The organism is Kitasatospora sp. NPDC058190, from assembly GCF_042883685.1.
Taxonomy (GTDB): Bacteria; Actinomycetota; Actinomycetes; order Streptomycetales; family Streptomycetaceae; genus Kitasatospora.
On sequence record NZ_JBHVVI010000050.1, the window covers coordinates 45,757 to 64,550 of the forward strand.

Sequence of the window (18,794 nt, forward strand, 5' to 3'; positions counted from 1 at the left end):
GAGATGGCGATGGATCAACGGTTCCGGCCGACCCCCGAGCAGTTCCCCGACTCCGGTCTCGACGCGGAGGGTCTGGACAACGTCCTCGACCGATATCCGCCGGACACGGTCGTGGACGTCTACGTCCTGTCACCGCTGCAGGAGGGGATGCTCTTCGAGTCGACGCACCGCCCGGACAGCGGGAACTACCTCACCCAGGCGGTGTTCGAGATCCGGGGCCGGCTCGACACCGAGGCGTTCATCGCCGCATGGCGGTACGTCATCGACCGGCACCCGATCCTGCGCACGACCTTCGTCACGGACGGCGTCGCCCACCCCGTCCAGGTCGTCCACCGGGGCTTCCCGCTGCCGCTGCGGACCCTGGACTGGCGCGGCCGGGACGACGAGGCCGTGGAGGCGGCGACGACCCGGCTGCTCCTGGAGCGGCGCCACCGCGGCATGGACCTGGCCGCTGCGCCGCCGCTGGCCTTCGACCTGATCCGGCTCGACGGCGACCGCCATCTGCTCGCCTGGCACCAGCACCACATCGTCATGGACGCCTGGAGCGGATCCATCGTCCGGGCCGAACTCGGCGCGGCCTATGCCGCGTTGGCCGCGGGCGCGCTCCCCGACCTGCCCGAGTCGGTGCCCTACGGCCGCCACGTCGAGTGGCTGCGGCAGCGCGACGCGCAGGCCGACGAGGCGTTCTGGGCGGACCTCATGGGCGGCTTCGACTCGCCGACGGCGCTGCCGTTCATCGCCCCCGCCGCGCGCGAGGCGAGTGCGAGCAGCGCGTCAGCCGCCCGCACCGTCTCCCCCGCCCTCACCAAGCAGGTGGCCGAACTCGCCCGGCGCAATCACTGCACCGTCCACGCGGTGGTGCAAGGGGCGTGGGCGATCACGCTGAGCCGGTTCAGCGGGCAGCGGGACGTGTGCTGGGGCACCATCCTCTCCGGCCGTTCCGCGGACCAGGCCGATCTGGAGCGGATCGTCGGCCTGATGATCAACACGGTGCCGGCCCGGGTCACGGTCGATGCCGACATGGCCGTCGCGGACTGGCTCACGACACTGCACTCCTCCCTGAACGGGATGCGCAAGGCGGAGCACATCGGCATCGCGCGCATCCGGCGGCACACCTCGGTGCCGAGCGGGACGCCGCTGTTCGAGAACCTGTTCCAGTTCGTCGACCTCCATCAGGACGGCGACGCTGAAGCCGCCGGGCTCGATCTGCAGGTCGTCCGGAGTTACGAGCAGACGGGCTTCCCACTGGACCTCAGCGTGGTGGCCGGTGATGAACTGCTGCTCCACCTGACCTACGAGCCCTCGCGGCTGAACGAGGCCGACGCCGAACGCGTACTGGGCACCTATGAGCTGATCCTCGAGCAGCTTGCCGAGCGGCCCGAAGCCCGCATCGGCGAGATCGAGGTCCTCTCCGCCGCCGATCGCCAGGAGCTGCTCGACTGGGGGCTCAAGGCCCTCGGCAGCACCGTCGAGACGACGGTGCCCGAGCTCTTCGCCGCGATCCTGCCCACCGCGTCCGGCTCGACGGCCGTCGTGGGTGTGGACCGGACCATGACCTATGCGGAGCTCGATGACAGCTCCGACCGGCTGGCGCGTGTGCTGCGCGCGCACGGCGTTGGGACCGACACCGTCGTCGGGGTCGCGGTCCCCCGGTCGGCCGGCCTCATCACGGTGCTGCTCGCGGTACTCAAGGCCGGTGGCGCGTACCTGGCACTCGATCCGGTCGCGCCGCCGGAGCGCAACCGGCTGCTCGTCGGGGACAGCGGGGCCGAGGTCATCGTGGCCACGACCGAGGCGCTGGCCGCGCTCGGCGAGGCGGCGCAGGGGCGCACGGTCGTCGTACTCGACGACCCCGCGGTCCAGGCCGCGCCCGCCGCGGAATCCGCCAACGCCTTCGCGACGGCCGCGCACCCGGACTCGCTGGCGTTCGTGACCTTTACCTCGGGTTCGACCGGGGCCCCGAAGTGCGTCGGCATCACCCATCGCAACGTCGTCCGGCTGGCCCACCAGCAGACCTATCTGTCATCCGGCCCCGGATACACCTCCCTGCACACCGTCCCGCTCGCCTTCGACGTCTCCCTGGAGGAGATCTGGGTTCCGCTGCTCAACGGCGGCACCGTCGTCGCACCCCCGCCCGGTCGGCTCGACGTTCCCGAGATCGCAGCGCTGATCCGGGAGCACTCGATCACGAGCTTCAGCCCCACCACAGGCCTGTTCCATCAGATCGCCGAGCAGGACATGGCGGCATTCAGCGGCCTGCGGCAGCTGCTCATCGGGGGCGATGTCGCGTTGCCCGCCCCCTGCGCGAGCGTCGCCCGCGCCCATCCGGAACTGACACTGATCAACGCCTACGGCCCGACCGAGAACACCTGCGTCACCACCACAGCGGTCCTCGGCCCCGACCAGGAGCCGAAGGTGTCGATCGGCGGTCCGGTCTCGGGGACGTCGGTGTACGTGGTGGACGAGAACTTCGACCCGGTGCCGGTCGGTGTGGTGGGTCAACTGTGCACCGGCGGCGCGGGGGTCTCGCGCGGGTACCTGAACGACCCGGGTCTGACGGCGGCTCGCTTCGTCCCGGACCCGTTCAGCCCGGTGCCCGGCGCCCGGATGTACTGCACGGGTGACGCCGTGCGGTGGCGCGCCGACGGACAGCTGGACTTCGTGGGCCGGATCGACCGGCAGGTGAAGATCCGCGGCTTCCGGATCGAACCCGGCGAGGTCGAGGCCCGGTTGATCGCGCATCCGGACATCGCCGAAGCGGTCGTGGTGGCGCACGCCGACGGCGGCCACAAGCGCCTGGTCGCCTACCTCGTCGTGCGTGACGGCGCCGAGACACCGGTGTCGGTGCTGCGCGCCCACGTCGGACAGGCGTTGCCGGAGTACATGGTGCCGCAGGCGTTCGTGGTGGTGGAGCGGATCCCGCTGACCGCCAACGGCAAGGTCGACCGCAAGGCCCTGCCGGCACCCTCGCCCGCTGAGGCGGCCACAGACGGCGGTGCCCGCCGCGCACCGCGCACGGACGCCGAGAAGGTCCTGACCGAGGCCTGGTGCCAGGTCCTCGGGCTGACCGAGGTCGGGATCGACGACAACTTCTTCGAACTCGGCGGCGACTCCATCATGGCCATCCGGGTCGCCTCCAAGGTCCGCCAGGCCGGAGTCACCCTCACCTCCGGCGACGTCTTCGACCACCAGACCATCGCCGAACTCGCCCAGGCCGCGGCAGCCGGCGCCATACCGGTGCGGGCGCAGCAGGGACCGGTGACCGGCGACGTCCCGCTCACCCCGATCCAGCACTGGTTCCTCCACACCCACGGCCCCGAGAACCACTTCAACCAGTCGAAGTTGCTGCGCTGGCACGACAAGGCCGACCCGGAGGCGCTGCGCACAGCCCTGTCCGCACTGGTCGGGCACCACGACGCGCTGCGGCTGCGGCTGGAGGAACGCGACGGCGGCTGGCGCCAGTTCATCGCGCCGGTCGACGACGTCCGGGTGCCCCTCGAGATCATCGACGCCTCGGTGTGGCCGGAGGCCGAGCGCGAGGAGCTGGCGGAGGCGGCCGGGGCGCGGGCCCAGGCGAGCCTCGACCTGGTGGCCGGCCCGGTGATCCGCGCGGTCCTGTTCGACCACGGCGGGACGGCGCCGGACGAGCTGCTGATCGTCGTCCACCACATGGCGGTCGACATCGTCTCCTGGAGCTTCCTGGTCGGCGATCTGGCCGCCGCGTACGCCGGCGCCGTACGGGGCGAGCCCGTCGAACTGCCGGACAAGACCACCTCGTTCAAGGAATGGGCGGAGCACCTGCAGCGGTACGCGGCCGGCCCGGCGTTCCGCAGGGACGCGGAGTACTGGACCCAGGCCCGCAGCCGGACCACGCCGCTGCCCCGCGACGCGGCGCCAGGGTCGGGCCCGGCGGGGACCGGCCGGGTGCGGGTCGAACTGGACCTCGCCGAGACCGAGGCGTTCCGCGCCGCGACGAGGCGCACCACCGGTCGGATCACCGCCGCCGAGCTGCTGCTCGCCGCGGCCGTCCCGACGCTGCACGACTGGGTGGGCGACGGCGCCGTGGCCCTCGACGTCGAGATCCACGGGCGTGAGGCGCTGGCCCGCGATCAGGACGTCGCCCGGACGGTCGGCTGGTTCACCGCCGTCCATCCGATGACCTTCCACCTCACGGGTGGTGACAGCCTCGGTTCGTACGTGGCCCAGGTACGGGACCAGACCCAGGCGATGCCCAACCGCGGCATGGGCTACGGCGTCGCCCGCCATCTCGCCGGCCCCGAGCTGGCCGCGGCGGTCTCCTCCGACGCGGAGATCGCCTTCAACTACATCGGCGAGGCGGGCGACGCACCCGGCGGCGGCTTCCCCTTCACGGACCTGCCCCACACGCTCGGTTCGGAGGCGCCGCCGGACTTCGCGAGCTCGTACCCGCTGGAGGTCATGGCCGGGGTCATCGACGGCCGGCTCCAGGTGACCTGGCTGTACGCGGCCGACGCCTTCGACCGCGAGACGGTACGGTCCGTCGCCGAGAACCACCTCCGGGGGCTGCGGCGCTTCGTGCACCAGATCTCGCTCTGGGACGCGGACCAGGCCGAGCCCGAGGAGTGGCTGCGGCGCATCCACCCGAAGACGCCGCTGCTGATCGGACCGATGGTGCGCTACCGCGTGCCGGGTCTGAGCGTCGCCACGATCACGGATGGCGAGGTCACGGCGTGGGGGCACGGCGTGACCGCGGCCGGCGGCTCCGTCCCGGTGACCGAGCACACGGTCTTCCAGGTCGGGTCGGTGGCGAAGCACCTCGCGGCCATGGCGGTGATGCGGCTCGCCCGTGACGGCGTGCTCGGGCTCGACACCCCCGTGAACGAGCTGCTGCGCGAGCAGCGCGTGGACACGCTGGACCCCGCCCGGCCGGTGACGGTCCGCGATCTGCTGTGCCACAGCGCGGGACTGAGCCCGGACGAGAACGCGGAAGGGCCGACCGTCGCGGTCAGCCGACCGGCGGGCACCCACTACGAGTACGCCCTGGCGAACTACACGCTGATCGAGCGGATCATCGCCGACGTCACGGACCTCTCGTTCCCGAAGGCCCTGCGGGAGTTGGTGCTCGATCCCCTGGGCCTGGACGACACGGTGTTCCTGCCCGTCTTCCCCACCGGGGCCGGGGACGAGGTCGCCGTCGGGCACACCGCGACCGGGCGCCGTTACGGCCGCGGTCGGCGTGCCGCCGGCGCGGCGGCGGAGGAACTCGTCTGGATGTCCGCCTCGGACCTGGCCCGGGTCGGGGTCGAGCTCCACCGCGCGCTGAGCCAGGACCGGGGGCTCGTGCTCACCCGCTCGGACGTCGAGCGGATGCTCGACGGACTGCGGACCGGTTACGGGCTCGGCACCTCCGTGAAGACCGTGGCGGGCCGGCGGTGGATCGGACACCCCGGCGACGGTCCGGGATTCCGCAGCGTCTACGCCGTGGATCCGGTGTCCGGCCACGGCCTGGTGATCCTCGCCAACGGCGACGGAGCCACACCGCTACTCGAAGATCTGCTCGCCGAACTACGGGTCGACCTGGTGATGCGTGTCCAGGGCCCGCTGATGACTTGGGACAGGGGTTGAGCCCGATGACCAGTGTTGACGTCGAGGGTGTCGAAAGCGCCGCGAACCCGCAGCTGCGGGTCGGCGGCAGGACGATCGACCTCGCCGCCAGGCTCGCCCGGCGGGCGATCCCGCGCCGGGCGGGCGCGGACGCCGCGCTCTCGCCGATCCAGCGCGGGGTCTGGGCGGCGGGGCAGCTGGCCGCCGACGAGGGCCTGTACACCATGACCGAGCTGTCGTGGCTGCGCGGAGCGCTGGACCACGAAGCCCTCCGGGGAGCCTTCGCGGACCTCGCAAGGCGGCACGAGACGCTGCGGACGACCTTCACCGGAGAGGACCCGCCGCGCCAGTCGGTCGCCCCGGAGGCCGCGGCGGCGGTCGACTTCGAGGTCATCGACCTGAGCGCCGACGGCCGAACCGCCCGCGACCGCGCGGTGACGGCGCTGACCCGCGAGGGCGCCCGTGCGTTCGACCTCGGCGGCGGGCCGCTGTGGCGGGTCCGGCTGGCCCGCACGGCGGCGGACGAGCACCTGCTCCTTCTGGCCGTGCACCACCTGATCGGTGACGAGTGGTCACTCGGCGTCCTGCACCGGGAGCTCGACGCCCGCTACACGGCCCGGCTGAGCGGCGTCCCGGTCGAACTCCCGGCGCTGCCCGTCCAGTACGGCGACTACGCCGAGTGGCAGGCGGCTCGCTTCGACTCCGAGCCCGGTGAGCGCGATCTCGGGTACTGGCGCGAGGCGCTCGCGGACATCCCCCACGTGCTGGAGTTGCCGACCGACCGGCCGCGGAGCTCAGCACGCTCGCCCATGGGCCACCGCGCCCAGTGGTCGATGTCCGCCGAGCAGAGCCGACGGTTCCGCGACTTCGCCACCGCCGCGGGCGCCACGCCGTTCACCGCGATGGTCGCGCTGTTCGCCACCGTCCTGAGCCGGCATTCCGGGCAGTCGGATCTGGTGATCGGCGCCGCGGTCTCCGGCCGTCGACGCACCGAGACCGAGGGGCTGGTCGGCCTGTTCGCCAACCTGGTGCCGATCCCGGTCCGGCTCGGTGCGGCCTCGACCGTCGAGGATGCCGTGCGGCACACCGCGAAGGCCTTCCTGGGCACCCTGGACCATCAGGACATCACGCTCGAACGCATCGTCTCCGAGCTGGGAGTGCCGCGTGGCGGCTCGCGGATGCCGCTGTGCCAGGCGGTCGCGGACTGGGCGGACATCGAGGAGGGCGGCTGGTCGCTGGCGGAGGTCGCGGCCGAGCCGGCGCCCGCCGCCGACCTCGGCTCGGTGAAGAACGACCTGATGCTCGTCGGCGTCGGCCGGGGACCCGTGATCGAGTTCGAACTGATCGGGGAGTCCGGGCTGTTCGAACCGGCGACGGTGGGCGTCCTGATGGACCACTTCCGGCAGGCGGTCGAGCAGGCCGTCGCCGATCCCACGGCCGCGCCGGCCGGCCTCCGCCTGGATTCGGCCGCCGAGGCCGATCGGATCACCGCGTGGACCGGGTCGGTGCACTGGGACCGATCGACCGGGACCATCGGCGACCTGTTCTCCGCCGCCTCGGCACGGCACCCGGAAGCCCTCGCCCTGACCGGCGTCGGCGGCACCCTCACCTACGGCGAGCTCGACGCGCTGACGAACCGCCTGGCGCGGGTATTGCGCGGCCACGGGGTGACGGCGGACTCCGTCGTCGGGATCGCGGTTCCGCGATCGGTACAGATGGTGGTCGCGGTGCTGGCTGCCCTGAAGGCCGGCGGTGCCTATCTCTTCCTGGACCCGGCCGGACCGGCCGAGCGCGCCGCCGCCTATGCCGAGGGCAGCGGGGCCGAGGTCATCCTGACCACGACCGAGGCCCTCGCCGGACTCGGCGAGGCCGCCCAGGGCCGCACGGTCATCGTGCTCGATGCGGTCCAGGCCGCGATCGCCGCGGAATCCGCTGAGGCGCTGGCGACGGCCGCGCACCCCGACTCGCTCGCGTACGTCAGCTTCACCTCGGGTTCGACCGGAGTCCCCAAGTGCGTCGGCATCACGCATCGCAACATCCTGCGGCTGGCGTACCTGCCCGACTACCTGGCCCACGGCCGGGATGAGACCTTCATCCAGCTCGCGCCGCTCAGCTTCGACATCTCCGCGATCGAACTGTGGACGAGTGTTCTGCAGGGCGGACGACTGGTGATGCCGAGGGCCGGGCAGCTGGACATCCCCGAGATCGCGGCGCTGATCCGGGAGCACGCGGTGACCAGCCTGGTCACCACGACCGCGCTGTTCAACCAGTTCGTCGAACATGACCTCGAAGCGCTCGGCGGTGTCCGGCAGATCATGATCGGCGGCGACGTGGCCATGCCGAGCGCGTTCGCGACGTCGCTCACCGATCCCGCGACCCGCCATGTGGCGCTGGTCCACTGTTACGGCCCGACCGAGAACACCGGTACGACGACCAGCGCCGTCATCAAGGACGCCCTCGGCGCGCGGATACCGATCGGCGGTCCGGTCTCGGGGACGTCGGTGTACGTGGTGGACGAGAACTTCGACCCGGTGCCGGTCGGTGTGGTGGGTCAACTGTGCACCAGCGGCGCGGGGGTCTCGCGCGGGTACCTGAACGACCCGGGTCTGACGGCGGCTCGCTTCGTCCCGGACCCGTTCAGCCCGGTGCCCGGCGCCCGGATGTACTGCACGGGTGACGCCGTGCGGTGGCGCGCCGACGGGCAGCTGGACTTCGTGGGCCGGATCGACCGGCAGGTGAAGATCCGCGGCTTCCGGATCGAACCCGGCGAGGTCGAGGCCCGGTTGATCGCGCATCCGGACATCGCCGAAGCGGTCGTGGTGGCGCACGCCGACGGCGGCCACAAGCGTCTGGTCGCCTACCTCGTCGTGCGTGACGGCGCCGAGGTGCCGGTGTCGGTGCTGCGCGCCCATGTCGGACAGGCGTTGCCGGAGTACATGGTGCCGCAGGCGTTCGTGGTGGTGGAGCGGATCCCGCTGACCGCCAACGGCAAGGTCGACCGCAAGGCCCTGCCGGCACCCGCCCCGGCGGAGGAAGCCGGTGCGGACCGTCCCCGCCGAGCCCCGCGTACGGACGCCGAACGGGTCCTGGCCGAGGCCTGGTGCCAGGTGCTCGGGCTGACCGAGGTCGGGATCGACGACAACTTCTTCGAACTCGGCGGCGACTCCATCATGGCCATCCGGGTCGCCTCCAAGGTCCGGCAGGCCGGAGTCACCCTCACCTCCGGCGACGTCTTCGACCACCAGACCATCGCCGAACTCGCCCAGGCCGCCGTAGCCGGTGGCGCGCCGGTGCGGGCACAGCAGGGACCGGTGACCGGCGACGTCCCGCTCACCCCGATCCAGCACTGGTTCCTCCACACCCACGGCCCCGAGAACCACTTCAACCAGTCGGTGCGGCTGGAGTGCGCCGAGCAGCTGGACTCGACCCTGCTGAGCGACGCCCTGTCCGCGCTGGTCGGGCACCACGACGCGCTGCGGCTGCGGCTGGAGGAACGCGACGGCCGCTGGCACCAGTACCTCGCACCGGTCGACGACACCGACGTCCTCGACGTGGTCGAGGGCGCCGGTCTGACCGCCGAGGAGGCGGAGCAGGCGCTGCTGGCCGCCGCCGAAGCCGCCCAGGCGTCCTTCGACCTCGCCACCGGACCGCTCCTGCGCGCCGTCCTGCTCGAAGCGGACGAGGGCCCCGACCAGCTGGTGCTGGTCGTCCACCACCTCGCGGTGGACACCGTGTCCTGGGACGTCCTGCTGCAGCACCTCGGACTCGTCTACGGTCAGCTCCAAGCCGGCCGGCAGCCGAGCCTTCCCGCCAAGACGACCTCGTTCCAGGCCTGGGCGAGCGCGGTCACCGCCCGGGCCCGATCCGAGGAGTTCGCCCCGGCGGCGGAGCACTGGCGCGCGCTCGGCGCCGTCCACGCGGGCGAACTGCCGCGTGGCGACGACGCGGGCGGCAACACGGCCGCCGACGCGCGGACCGTCTCCGGCACCCTGGACGCGGCGGCCACGGAGGCACTCGTGCGCCGGTCGGCAGCGGTCCACCGGGCCGACATCAAGTCCGTCCTGATGACCGTCCTGGCCCGGACCCTGGCGGACTGGACGGGGCGGCGGGAGTTCCGGATCGACACCGAGGGCCACGGCCGGGACGCCCTGGGCACCGGGCTCGATGTGTCCGCCACGGTCGGGTGGTTCACCGCGGTCTATCCGGTGCACGTACGCCTGCCGGAGGGGGACGACCCGGTCGCCCAGCTGCTGGACGTCCACCGCCAGCTCTCCGGACAGCCCGTCGGCGCCGGCTACGGGATGACCAGGTACCTGCGCGACGAGTCCGGGCCGTGGACCGCGTCGGACCTCTGCTTCAACTACCACGGGCAGCTCGGCTCGGGCTCGGAGGACGGCCTGCTCCGGCGCGTCGGGGGCGAACGCGGCGCGGAGTTCGCGCCCGGCCTCCCCCGGCCCTACCGGTTCGATGTGACGGCGCTCGTCGCGGACGGCGAGCTGCGGCTGCACTGGGGCTACCCGGGCCGCGAGTGGGAGGCGTCCGCCGTCCAGGAGCTGGTCGACCGGTTCCTCGGACACGCCCGCACCCTGGCGATGAGCTGCGGGCCCGACGCCGACCTGGTGCGGGAGGAATCGCCGTGACACCGCCCCGGACGCCGGATGCCCCGGCCGACGCTCAGGAAGGGACCATGATGAACCTCGTCCGGCTGTCCAGGAGTCAGCAGCAGCTGTGGTTCGCCGAGCAGCTCGGCGCGCACCCGGCCGGCTACCTCGTTCCGCTGCCGCTCCGACTGTCGGGACCGCTCGACGTCGGCGCGCTGCGGTCGGCGCTGACGGCCCTGGTCGCACGGCACGAGCTGCTGCGGACCTCGTTCCGCCTCGTCGACGGCGAGCCGTGCGGCGTCCTGCGGCCGGCCGAGCGGTTCACTCTGGCCGTGGAGGACGCCGCGGACGCGCCGGAGCGCAGAACCGTCGAGGACCACGTGCTCGCCGAGGCGACGGCACCGCTGGACATCGCCGAGGAGCTGCCGATCCGCGCCCGGCTCGTCCGCCTGGCCGACGAACTCCACCTGCTGTTCGTCACCGTCCACCACCTGGCCTTCGACGACTGGTCGCGCAACGTCCTCTACACCGAACTGGCCGAGCTCTACAACGCCGCCGTCACGGGCCGCGCGGCGGACCTGGCCCCGCTGGAGATCACGTACGCGCGGTACGCGGCGGAGCAGGAGGACCGCGCCCTGGACGGGAGCGCCTCGGAACACCTCGACTACTGGCGCGAGCAGCTCGCCGGCCTCGACCCGTTCGAGCTGCTCCCGGAGCTGCCGCGGCCCGCGCACCGATCCGGTGCCGGGGACGTGACCGGCTTCGTGGTCCCGCGCCCCGAGGCCGAGCGGCTCGCCGCACTCGGCCGGTCCGTGGGCGCCACGCCCGCCATGGTGCTGTTCGCGGCGTGCCAGGTCGTGCTGCGGCAGTACACCGGCCGCGACGACGTGACCGTGGGCACCGCCGCCGCGGCGCGGGACGCGGCCGAGACGGCCTCGATGATCGGCCCGCTCCTCACCATGCTGGTGCTGCGCGGCGACACCTCCGGCGATCCGACCTTCGCCGAATCGGTCGAGCGGATGCGGGACCTGGTGCTCGACGCCTTCGACCACGCGGAGGCTCCGTTCCCGCTGCTCGTCGAGGAACTCGCCCCCGAACGCGACCCCTCCCGCACCCCGCTGTTCCAGATCATCGTCGGCTACGGCAGCGGGCGCCGTAGCGCGCCCGACCTGGCGGGGCTGACCGTCACCGAACTGCCGGTGCCGGGCGTGGGTTCCAAGTACGACCTCGGGATCTGGTTCGACCACCTCGCGGACGGCGCGATCGCCGTGGACGTCGCCTGGGACGTCAGCCTGTACCGGCCCGAGACGATGCGCCGGTTCGCGGCGCAGCTGGAGGCCGTGCTCGCCCAGGTCGCCGAGGACGGCCGGCGTCGGATCGGCGAGCTGTCCCCGGCGGCCGGGGCCCGACGGGCCCTGGCCCGGTTCTCGGCCGGCCCGGACCGGCCCGCGTCCGAGACCGCGCTGCACGAGCGCTTCGCCGTCCAGGCCCGGAAGACCCCGGACGCCGTCGCGCTGGTGCTGCCGGACGGCACCGCGACCAGCTACGCCGAACTGGACCGGCAGGCCAACCGGATCGCGCACCGGCTGCGCGCGGCGGGTGTCGGCCCGGAGACGCTGGTGGGCGTCCGGGCGGAACGTTCGACGGAGCTGGTGGCCGCCCTGTACGGCGTCCTCAAGGCCGGCGGCGCCTATGTCCCCCTCGATCCGGAGCATCCGCGGGACCGCCTCGCCGACCTCCTCCAGGACACGGCGGTACCGGTGATCCTGACCCAGAGCCGGATCACCGCGACGCTCCCGGCCACGGACGCGCTGGTCCTGGACCTCGACGATCCGGCGCACTGGGCCGACTGGCCGGACAGCGCCCCGGCCGTGCCCGGCGACCTCGACAACTCCGCCTACACCATCTCCACGTCGGGCTCGACCGGGCGCCCCAAGAGCGTCGTGCTCTCCCACCGCAACGCGGTCGAGCGGCTGGACTGGTTGCAGGCGAGGTACCCGCTCCGGTCCGAGGACGCCTTCCTGCAGCGGTCCTCGCTGAGCTTCGACGCCTCGGTCCTGGAGTTCTTCTGGCCGCTGACCGTCGGTGCGCGCCTGGTCCTGCCCACCCGCGACGGCCACCGGGACACCGGCTACCTGCGCGATCTGATCCGGACCGAGCGCGTCACCGCAGGCCAGTTCGTGCCGTCCATGCTGAGCGTTCTCCTCAGCGAGCGCGGCATCGAGGAGTGCACGACGCTGCGGCTCGTCGTGGCCTGCGGCGAGGAGGTGCCCGTCGCCACGGCGCAGGAACTGTTGCGCAAACTCCCGGGCTGCGAGCTGTACAACGGCTACGGCCCGACCGAGGCCACGGTCTGCGTGAACTGGTGGCAGTGCACACCCGAAACGCTGGCCGGCCTCGGCACGGTGCCGCTCGGGACGCCGTTCGGCAACACCACCACCCACATCCTGGACGCCGACCTGCGGCTGGTTCCGCCGGGCGGCGTGGGCGAGTTGTTCATCGGCGGCACGGGCGTGGCCCGCGGCTACCTGAACCGCCCCGGACTGACCGCCGAACGGTTCGTCCCCGACCCCTTCTCCGCCCACCCCGGCGCCCGGCTGTACCGCACCGGGGACCTGGTGCGGCTGCGCCCCGACGGCGAGAGCCTGGACTTCCTCGGACGGGCCGACCACCAGGTGAAGGTCCGTGGCTTCCGCATCGAACTCGGCGAGATCGACGTGACCCTGTGCGCCCACCCCGACGTCCGGGAGTGCGCGACGGCGGTCACGGCGCTACCGCCCGGCGACCCCAGGCTCGTCGCGTACGTGGTGGCCGCGGACGGCGCGCTGCCGGAGCCGGACGCGCTGCGGGCCTTCGCGGAGCGGCGCCTGCCGGCCCACGCCGTGCCGAGCGCGGTCCTCGTCGTGCCCGAGCTTCCCAGGACGGCCAGCGGCAAACTCGACCGGGCGGCGCTGCCCGTACCCGAGCTGTCGGTGCCCGGCGCGGCGGGTGGCTCGGCTGGTGCCGGCGAACCGCGGAGTGCCTTGGAGGAATGGCTCTGCGGCGTGTGGCGGGAGGCCCTCGGGATCCCGCACGTCGGGATCCACGACAGCTTCTTCGGCCTCGGCGGCCATTCGCTGCTCGCGATGCGGACGGTGAACCGGATCCGGGACGACCTCGCCCTGGACTTCCCGCTGAGCCTGCTGTTCGACTGCCCGACGGTGTCCGCCATGGCGCCCCGGCTGGAGGAGTACCTGCTCGCCGACGAGCTCGCCGACGAGGCAGAGGCACACGGATGAGTGACCTGCCCCGACGCCGCCGCACGGGGTTGTCCGGACACCGGGACTTCCGCTCGCTCTGGATCGCCGACACGGTCAGCCAGTTCGGGGTGCAGGTGTCCGTGCTGGCGATGCCGCTGGTGGCCGTGCTGTACCTGGGCGCCGGACCACAGGCCGTGGGCCTGCTGATCGCGATGGAGTTCCTGGGGTCCCTGCTGATCGGGCTGCCGGCCGGGGTGTGGTGCGACCGCGCCCGGCGGCGCCCGATCATGGTCGGCGCCGACCTGGTGCGTACCGCGCTGCTGGCGTCGGTGCCGATCGCAGCCTGGTGCGGTGCGCTGACGATCTGGCAGCTCTACGCCGTGGCGCTGGCCCAGGGCTTCGCGACGGTCTTCTTCGACGTCGCGTACCAGAGCTATCTGCCCACCCTGATCGGCCCCGGCCAACTGGTCGAAGGGAACACCAAGTTGCAGGCCAGCGCCTCGGTCGCGCAGATGGCCGGGCCGTCGGTGGCCGGTGTGCTGGTCCAGGTGCTCACCGCACCGGCGGCGATCATGGCGAACGCGGTGAGCTTCGGCCTGTCGGGCCTGTTCATCGCGACCATCCGGCAGGCCGAGCCCGCGCCGTCCCGTCCGGAGAAGCCGAGGCTGCTGCGGGAGGTCGGCGAGGGCGTGCGGCTGGTACTGCGCGATCCGATCCTGCGCGCGATCGCCGGGGCCACCGCCGTGGTCAACCTGTTCATGGCGGTGTTCGCGGCGGTCATCACCGAGTTCCTGGCCCGCGATCTGGGACTGTCCGCCGGACTCATCGGCGTGCTGATGACGGCGGGCAGCGCCGGCGGCCTCGCCGGCGCGTTCGCCGCCCCCGGCCTCATCCGACGGGTCGGCCACGCCCGCGGGGTGTGGCTGCCGCTGGTCGTCGGCGTACCGCTCGGGCTCCTCGTCCCCCTGACCCACGACGGGACCGGGCTCATCGCGTTCGTGGTCGGGTGGTTCGGCTGCTCGTTCGCGATCGTGGGCTACAACATCGCCCAGGTGAGCCTGCGCCAAACGCTCTGCCCGCCCGGGGCACTGGGCCGGATGACCGCCACCATGCGCTTCCTGACCTGGGGGGTCATGCCCCTGGGCGCGCTGCTGGGCGGAGCACTCGGCGCCGGCCTCGGAGCCCGCCCGACGCTCTGGACGGCTCAACTCGGCGAGCTCCTGGTACCGCTGATCCTGCTCGCCTCCCCGCTGCGGCGGATCCGCGACCTGCCGGCCGCCGAGCAGGAGCCGGCCCCCTCCGGCGACTTGGCGCCGGCCGCCGTGAACTCCGGCGCTCGGCACGGTGATTAGGCCGTCCTGCGGGTGGCCGCCGAACAGGGCTGGCACCTCGACCACTCGTTCCCCGCCGATCCGCAGCGCACCCTTCACCTCTGCCGCCTGGAGGAGCGGCACCGGCGGATCCTCTGACACCGTTCCTGTGCGGGCGCGGCCGGCTCTGAGGCGGGCTCAGCGGGCGGGCGGCGCGATGCGGTTGAGCCAGTGGCCGCTGGGCCTCATGTCGTGTGCTACTCCTTCGACAGCGTGAAAGCGGCGGCGTTCTCGACCGCCCACTGCCGGAAGCTGCGGGCGGGCGTGCCGAGCAGGGTCTCGGTGGTGTCGGCGATGGTGGCCGGGCCGGCGCAGGCCTCGGCCCAGAAGTCGAGCAGGGAGCCGACGATCCCCGGCGGCATGAAGCGGCCCATCTGCTGCTCGGCCTCGGCCCGGGTGATGGTCTCGACGGCGATCTCGCGACCCAGGACCTCGGCCAGGGTGGCGAGTTGTTCGCGGAAGGTGAGCGACCGGGCGCCGGTCAACGTGACCGCGAGGCCCCGGACGGCCGTCCCGGTGAACGCCTCGACGGCGACGTCGGCGATGTCGTCGGGGTGGATGGGCGCGATGTGCGCGTCGGGGTAGGCGAGTTGGACCGGCAGGCCTCGGGAGATCGGGTGCGCCCAGCCGAGGGTGTTGCTGGCGAAGGCGCCGGGGCGCAGGAAGGTGCACGGCAGGCCGCTCGCCGTGAGCGCCTGCTCGACGTGGAGGTGGTGCGCGGCGAGCGGGCGGCTCTCGGCGTCGGGGGCGTCGACCGAGGACGAGGACATCAGCACGACGTGCTCGACGCCGGCGGCGCGGGCCGCCTCCGTGAAGGCCCCGATCCCCTCCGGGTCGGGGTACAGGAAGACCTGCCGTACGCCGTCGAGCGCAGCAGTGAAGGTCTCGGGCCGGTCGAGGACCAGCTCGGCGGTCGCGACCCCGGCGGGGACGGCCAGTTCGGCCGGCTTGGCACTGGCGGCGCGGACCGGCAGGCCGGCGGCGTGCAGGCGGTCGAGGACGGCACGGCCGACCTTGCCGCGGGCGCCGGTGACGAGGACGGTCATGGGTTCCCCCTACGAGTCTGTGGGCCGCGGCTCCCTGCCGCAGCACACATGCATGCTTGCATGCATGTAATTGTGAGTCAACACATGTCTGCCATCACTCATGGACCGTAGGATGGGCGGCATGACGACGAACGAGCCGGAGCACCCGGACCACCCGGACCACCGGACGGCCGAGGACCTGCTGAACGCCGTGGGCCCGGCATTCGGCAAGCTGCGCCGCACCTCACTGCTGGAGGTCGAGAACCCCATCTCGGCCAAGGACCTGGGCCGCACCCTCGTCCTGAACCTCGTCCAGCTGCACACCCAGGACCCCGAGAAGGAGGTCACCGTCGGCGCGATCGCCGAACTCCTCGGCGTGGACCCGTCCGTCGCCAGCCGCATGGTGAGCGACAGCATCAAGACCGGCTACCTGACCCGCGCCGCCTCCCAGCAGGACGGCCGCCGCACCGTCCTCCGCCTCAGCCCGGCCGGCACCGAGCTCATAGCCCGCCTGCGCCGCCACCAGCGCGACGCCTATGACCACATCACCGCCGACTGGAGCGAACGCGACCGCCTGGAGTTCGCCCGCCTGATGCTCAAGTACGTCGACTCGCTCGACCGCCTCGCCGAGCGCGCCAAGCAGTAGGGGCCGATGAGGATGCCGCCCCGCTGACGTCCTCGTTCGCTACCCACGGAACGCACCTCCGGAAGGCCGGCGCGGCGCCGGTCGGCGGCTCCGTAACCTCAGGACCGGACGGCCGTTCGCCGCCGGGACCCCACGGGCCCAGGAATTCCCTGGGCCCGCCCACGCTCCGAGGTTCCCGGCAACGATCGGACGATCAGCGCACCGGCAGCGTCAGGTCGGCCGGGTCGGCCGTGGTCGAGCCGAAGGTCACCCGGGTGCCGAGTGGAGTCTCCCCGCCGTACAGGGCGTCCCGGGTGCCGAGCACCAGTGCCAGGCGGTGGCCCGCGGGCAGGTCGTACGCGGTGGCGAAGAGCGGGACATCCAGTGGGAACGGCTGTCCCGGCGTCCGCCCGGACCAGCTTTGCGGCGCGTGCGAGATCAGCCGGCCGACGCCGAGCGCGTCCACGTCGTAGAGGTAGGCGACGACCGTGCCCTGCGGGGCCGTCGCGGTGACCGTCGTGTGAACCCGGGCGACGCCGCGCAGCGACAGGCCCTGCGGGTAGGGCTGAGACTGTCGCACGACGGCGGCCGAGCGGGCCAGCAGGGGGACGACCACGGTCGGCGGCTGGTGCACCGCCTGGTCGACGAGCCCGGACAGCAGGGCTACGCCGCCGCTCGCGCCGGAGGGGATGTCGCCGAGCACGGTGGTCCGCCAGTTCGCGGAGGCCGGATCGCCGAGGGTGTCGGCGCCGACCGCGAGGTGTTCGGTGCGGGAGCTGACGGACTGCCAGTCGGCGTGGCTCTCCTGCGCGCCGGAGGGGCGGACCTCAAGGTGGACCGGCTGCGTTCGAGTGTCCGCGGCCGGGGCTCCCTTGACGTACTGGTCGAGCCACGAACGCGCGCTGTTCCAGGTGGCGTTGTCCAGTCCGAGCAGTCCGGTGAACTCCTGGCTCGCGTGGTCGCCCGGGCGCAGTTCGAGGCGCTTGGGCACGGTCAGCCGCTGGTAGAAGTCGGTGACCTGACTGGGGTTGAAGAAGCTGTCGCCCCAGGCGTTGGCCATCAGGACGGCGGTACCGTTCGCGTTGATCCGGTCCAGGTAGCGGGCCGGGGAGCGGGTGTCCGCCCAGCCGATGACCTCGGGCAGGTCGCGGTCGGCGAAGAGGTCGTCCAGCACCCGCGCGAACTCGGGGCTCTTGCGGCCGGTCGGGGCCTGGATGCCGGCGAGCACGGCCGCGGCCTGCAGGTGCCGGGTCTGCCCACTGTAGAGCGAGTCGGTGAGGTCGGCCCAGCCGCTGAGAGAGGCGACGGCCTTGATCCGCGGATCGAAGGCGGCGCCGAGCAGGGTCAGACCGCCGCCCAGCGAGAGCCCCACCATGCCGACCCGGTCCGGGTCGGCCGGGGTGTGCGCGAGCGCCCAGTCGATCATCGTGGAGATGTCCGCGACGTCCTTGGGCCCGGCGACGTCGACCTTCCCACCGGAGCCCCAGAAACCCCGCACCGTGTAGGTGACGACGACGTACCCGTCGGCGGCGAGCGCACGGCCCTGGGCGACGTACTCCAGGTCGTTCTGCCCCCAGCTGGCCGGCTGCACCAGCAACGGGTAGCGCCCCTGCGGATCGGCGCCCGGCGTCCCGGGGGCCGGCGTGAACACGTCGGCCTTGAGGACGACGCCGTCCTTCATCGGGACGTCGGCCAGGCGGAACGACCCGACACCCACCGCGGCCGCGCGCGGCGTGTCCGCGACGGCGGGCTGTGCGACGACGGCCCCGCCAAGGGCGAGCGTCGCCGCGAGGACGGCACTCGCCGTCCGGCGTCCACGGCTGGGGGCGGGTCGTTCCATCACGTGCTCCATCTGTGCTCGAACCGATCGACTGCCGGAGCCTAGCGATCTGACGAAGCTTCAGGGGAGGTGGTGATCAGCCAAATTACCAGCCAGTAACGCCGGCGCTCCAGAACGGCTGGAGCACCACGGCCGGTGCACCGGGCCAACTTGTCGGAGCAGGCCGCGGGAGCCGGCGCTCGCACGGAGAGCGGGGCGGCCCGTCAGGCGCCGCGGGTACTACTGGCGTTTCAACCCCGCTTCCGGGGTCTCTCGCGGGCCCGAAGTGCGGCCGCCTGCACAACGGCGAGAGGGCCCGTGCCGCGCGGGTTGCGCGGGCGCGGGCCCTGTCGGGGTCATCCTGGTGGTCCCTGTCCGGCCCCAGGGTGAGGGGGGTCAAGGTCTCGGGTGTGTTGCCGGGGGGTTCGGCGGGCCGAGGGGGGTTGGTTTAGTACCAGTGGTGGGTCTGCCAGAAGGCCCAGGCGGCGTTGGGGCTGCCGTAGCGGGTGTTCATGTAGTCCAGGGCCCACTT

The 18,794-nt window shown here is 72.8% G+C and carries 7 protein-coding genes and 1 pseudogene; 5 read left to right on the forward strand and 3 right to left on the reverse strand.

Features of this window, described 5'->3' with window-relative positions:
• Positions 1 to 9 precede the first annotated feature (9 nt).
• The 4 genes from ACFVWU_RS22865 to ACFVWU_RS22880 are packed head-to-tail and all read left to right on the forward strand — an operon-like array spanning position 10 to position 14,775.
• Positions 10 to 5,604 (forward strand): amino acid adenylation domain-containing protein, encoded by a 5,595-nt coding sequence (locus tag ACFVWU_RS22865; protein WP_387623908.1) that lies wholly within the window; start codon positions 10 to 12, stop codon positions 5,602 to 5,604.
• Between the two features lie 5 nt (positions 5,605 to 5,609).
• Positions 5,610 to 10,223, forward strand: coding sequence for an amino acid adenylation domain-containing protein (locus tag ACFVWU_RS22870; protein WP_387623911.1), 4,614 nt, complete (start codon positions 5,610 to 5,612; stop codon positions 10,221 to 10,223).
• Positions 10,224 to 10,270: 47 nt separating this feature from the next.
• The gene (locus ACFVWU_RS22875; protein WP_387623914.1) at positions 10,271 to 13,462 is read left to right on the forward strand and encodes an amino acid adenylation domain-containing protein; all 3,192 of its coding nucleotides are present in this window, start codon (positions 10,271 to 10,273) and stop codon (positions 13,460 to 13,462) included.
• On the forward strand, positions 13,459 to 14,775 hold the full coding sequence (locus tag ACFVWU_RS22880) for an MFS transporter (RefSeq protein ID WP_387623916.1): 1,317 nt from the start codon (positions 13,459 to 13,461) through the stop codon (positions 14,773 to 14,775). Before ACFVWU_RS22875 ends, ACFVWU_RS22880 begins: the two co-directional genes overlap by 4 nt.
• A 215-nt stretch (positions 14,776 to 14,990) precedes the next feature.
• Here the strand turns inward: ACFVWU_RS22880 and ACFVWU_RS22885 are convergent, their stop codons facing one another.
• Complete coding sequence (locus ACFVWU_RS22885; protein WP_387623918.1) at positions 14,991 to 15,839, reverse strand: SDR family oxidoreductase; 849 nt, start codon at positions 15,837 to 15,839, stop codon at positions 14,991 to 14,993.
• 121 nt (positions 15,840 to 15,960) lie between these two features.
• Here ACFVWU_RS22885 and ACFVWU_RS22890 point away from each other — a divergent pair, with 121 nt between their 5' ends.
• Positions 15,961 to 16,464, forward strand: a complete 504-nt coding sequence (locus ACFVWU_RS22890; protein ID WP_387623921.1) for a MarR family winged helix-turn-helix transcriptional regulator — start codon at positions 15,961 to 15,963, stop codon at positions 16,462 to 16,464.
• 193 nt (positions 16,465 to 16,657) lie between these two features.
• Here ACFVWU_RS22890 and ACFVWU_RS22895 read toward each other — a convergent pair whose 3' ends face one another.
• Together ACFVWU_RS22895 and ACFVWU_RS22900 are read right to left on the reverse strand one after the other, a co-directional pair.
• Positions 16,658 to 18,283, reverse strand: coding sequence for a CocE/NonD family hydrolase (locus tag ACFVWU_RS22895; protein WP_387623924.1), 1,626 nt, complete (start codon positions 18,281 to 18,283; stop codon positions 16,658 to 16,660).
• 427 nt (positions 18,284 to 18,710) lie between these two features.
• Positions 18,711 to 18,794: pseudogene (locus tag ACFVWU_RS22900) on the reverse strand (lytic transglycosylase domain-containing protein); the annotation flags it as partial.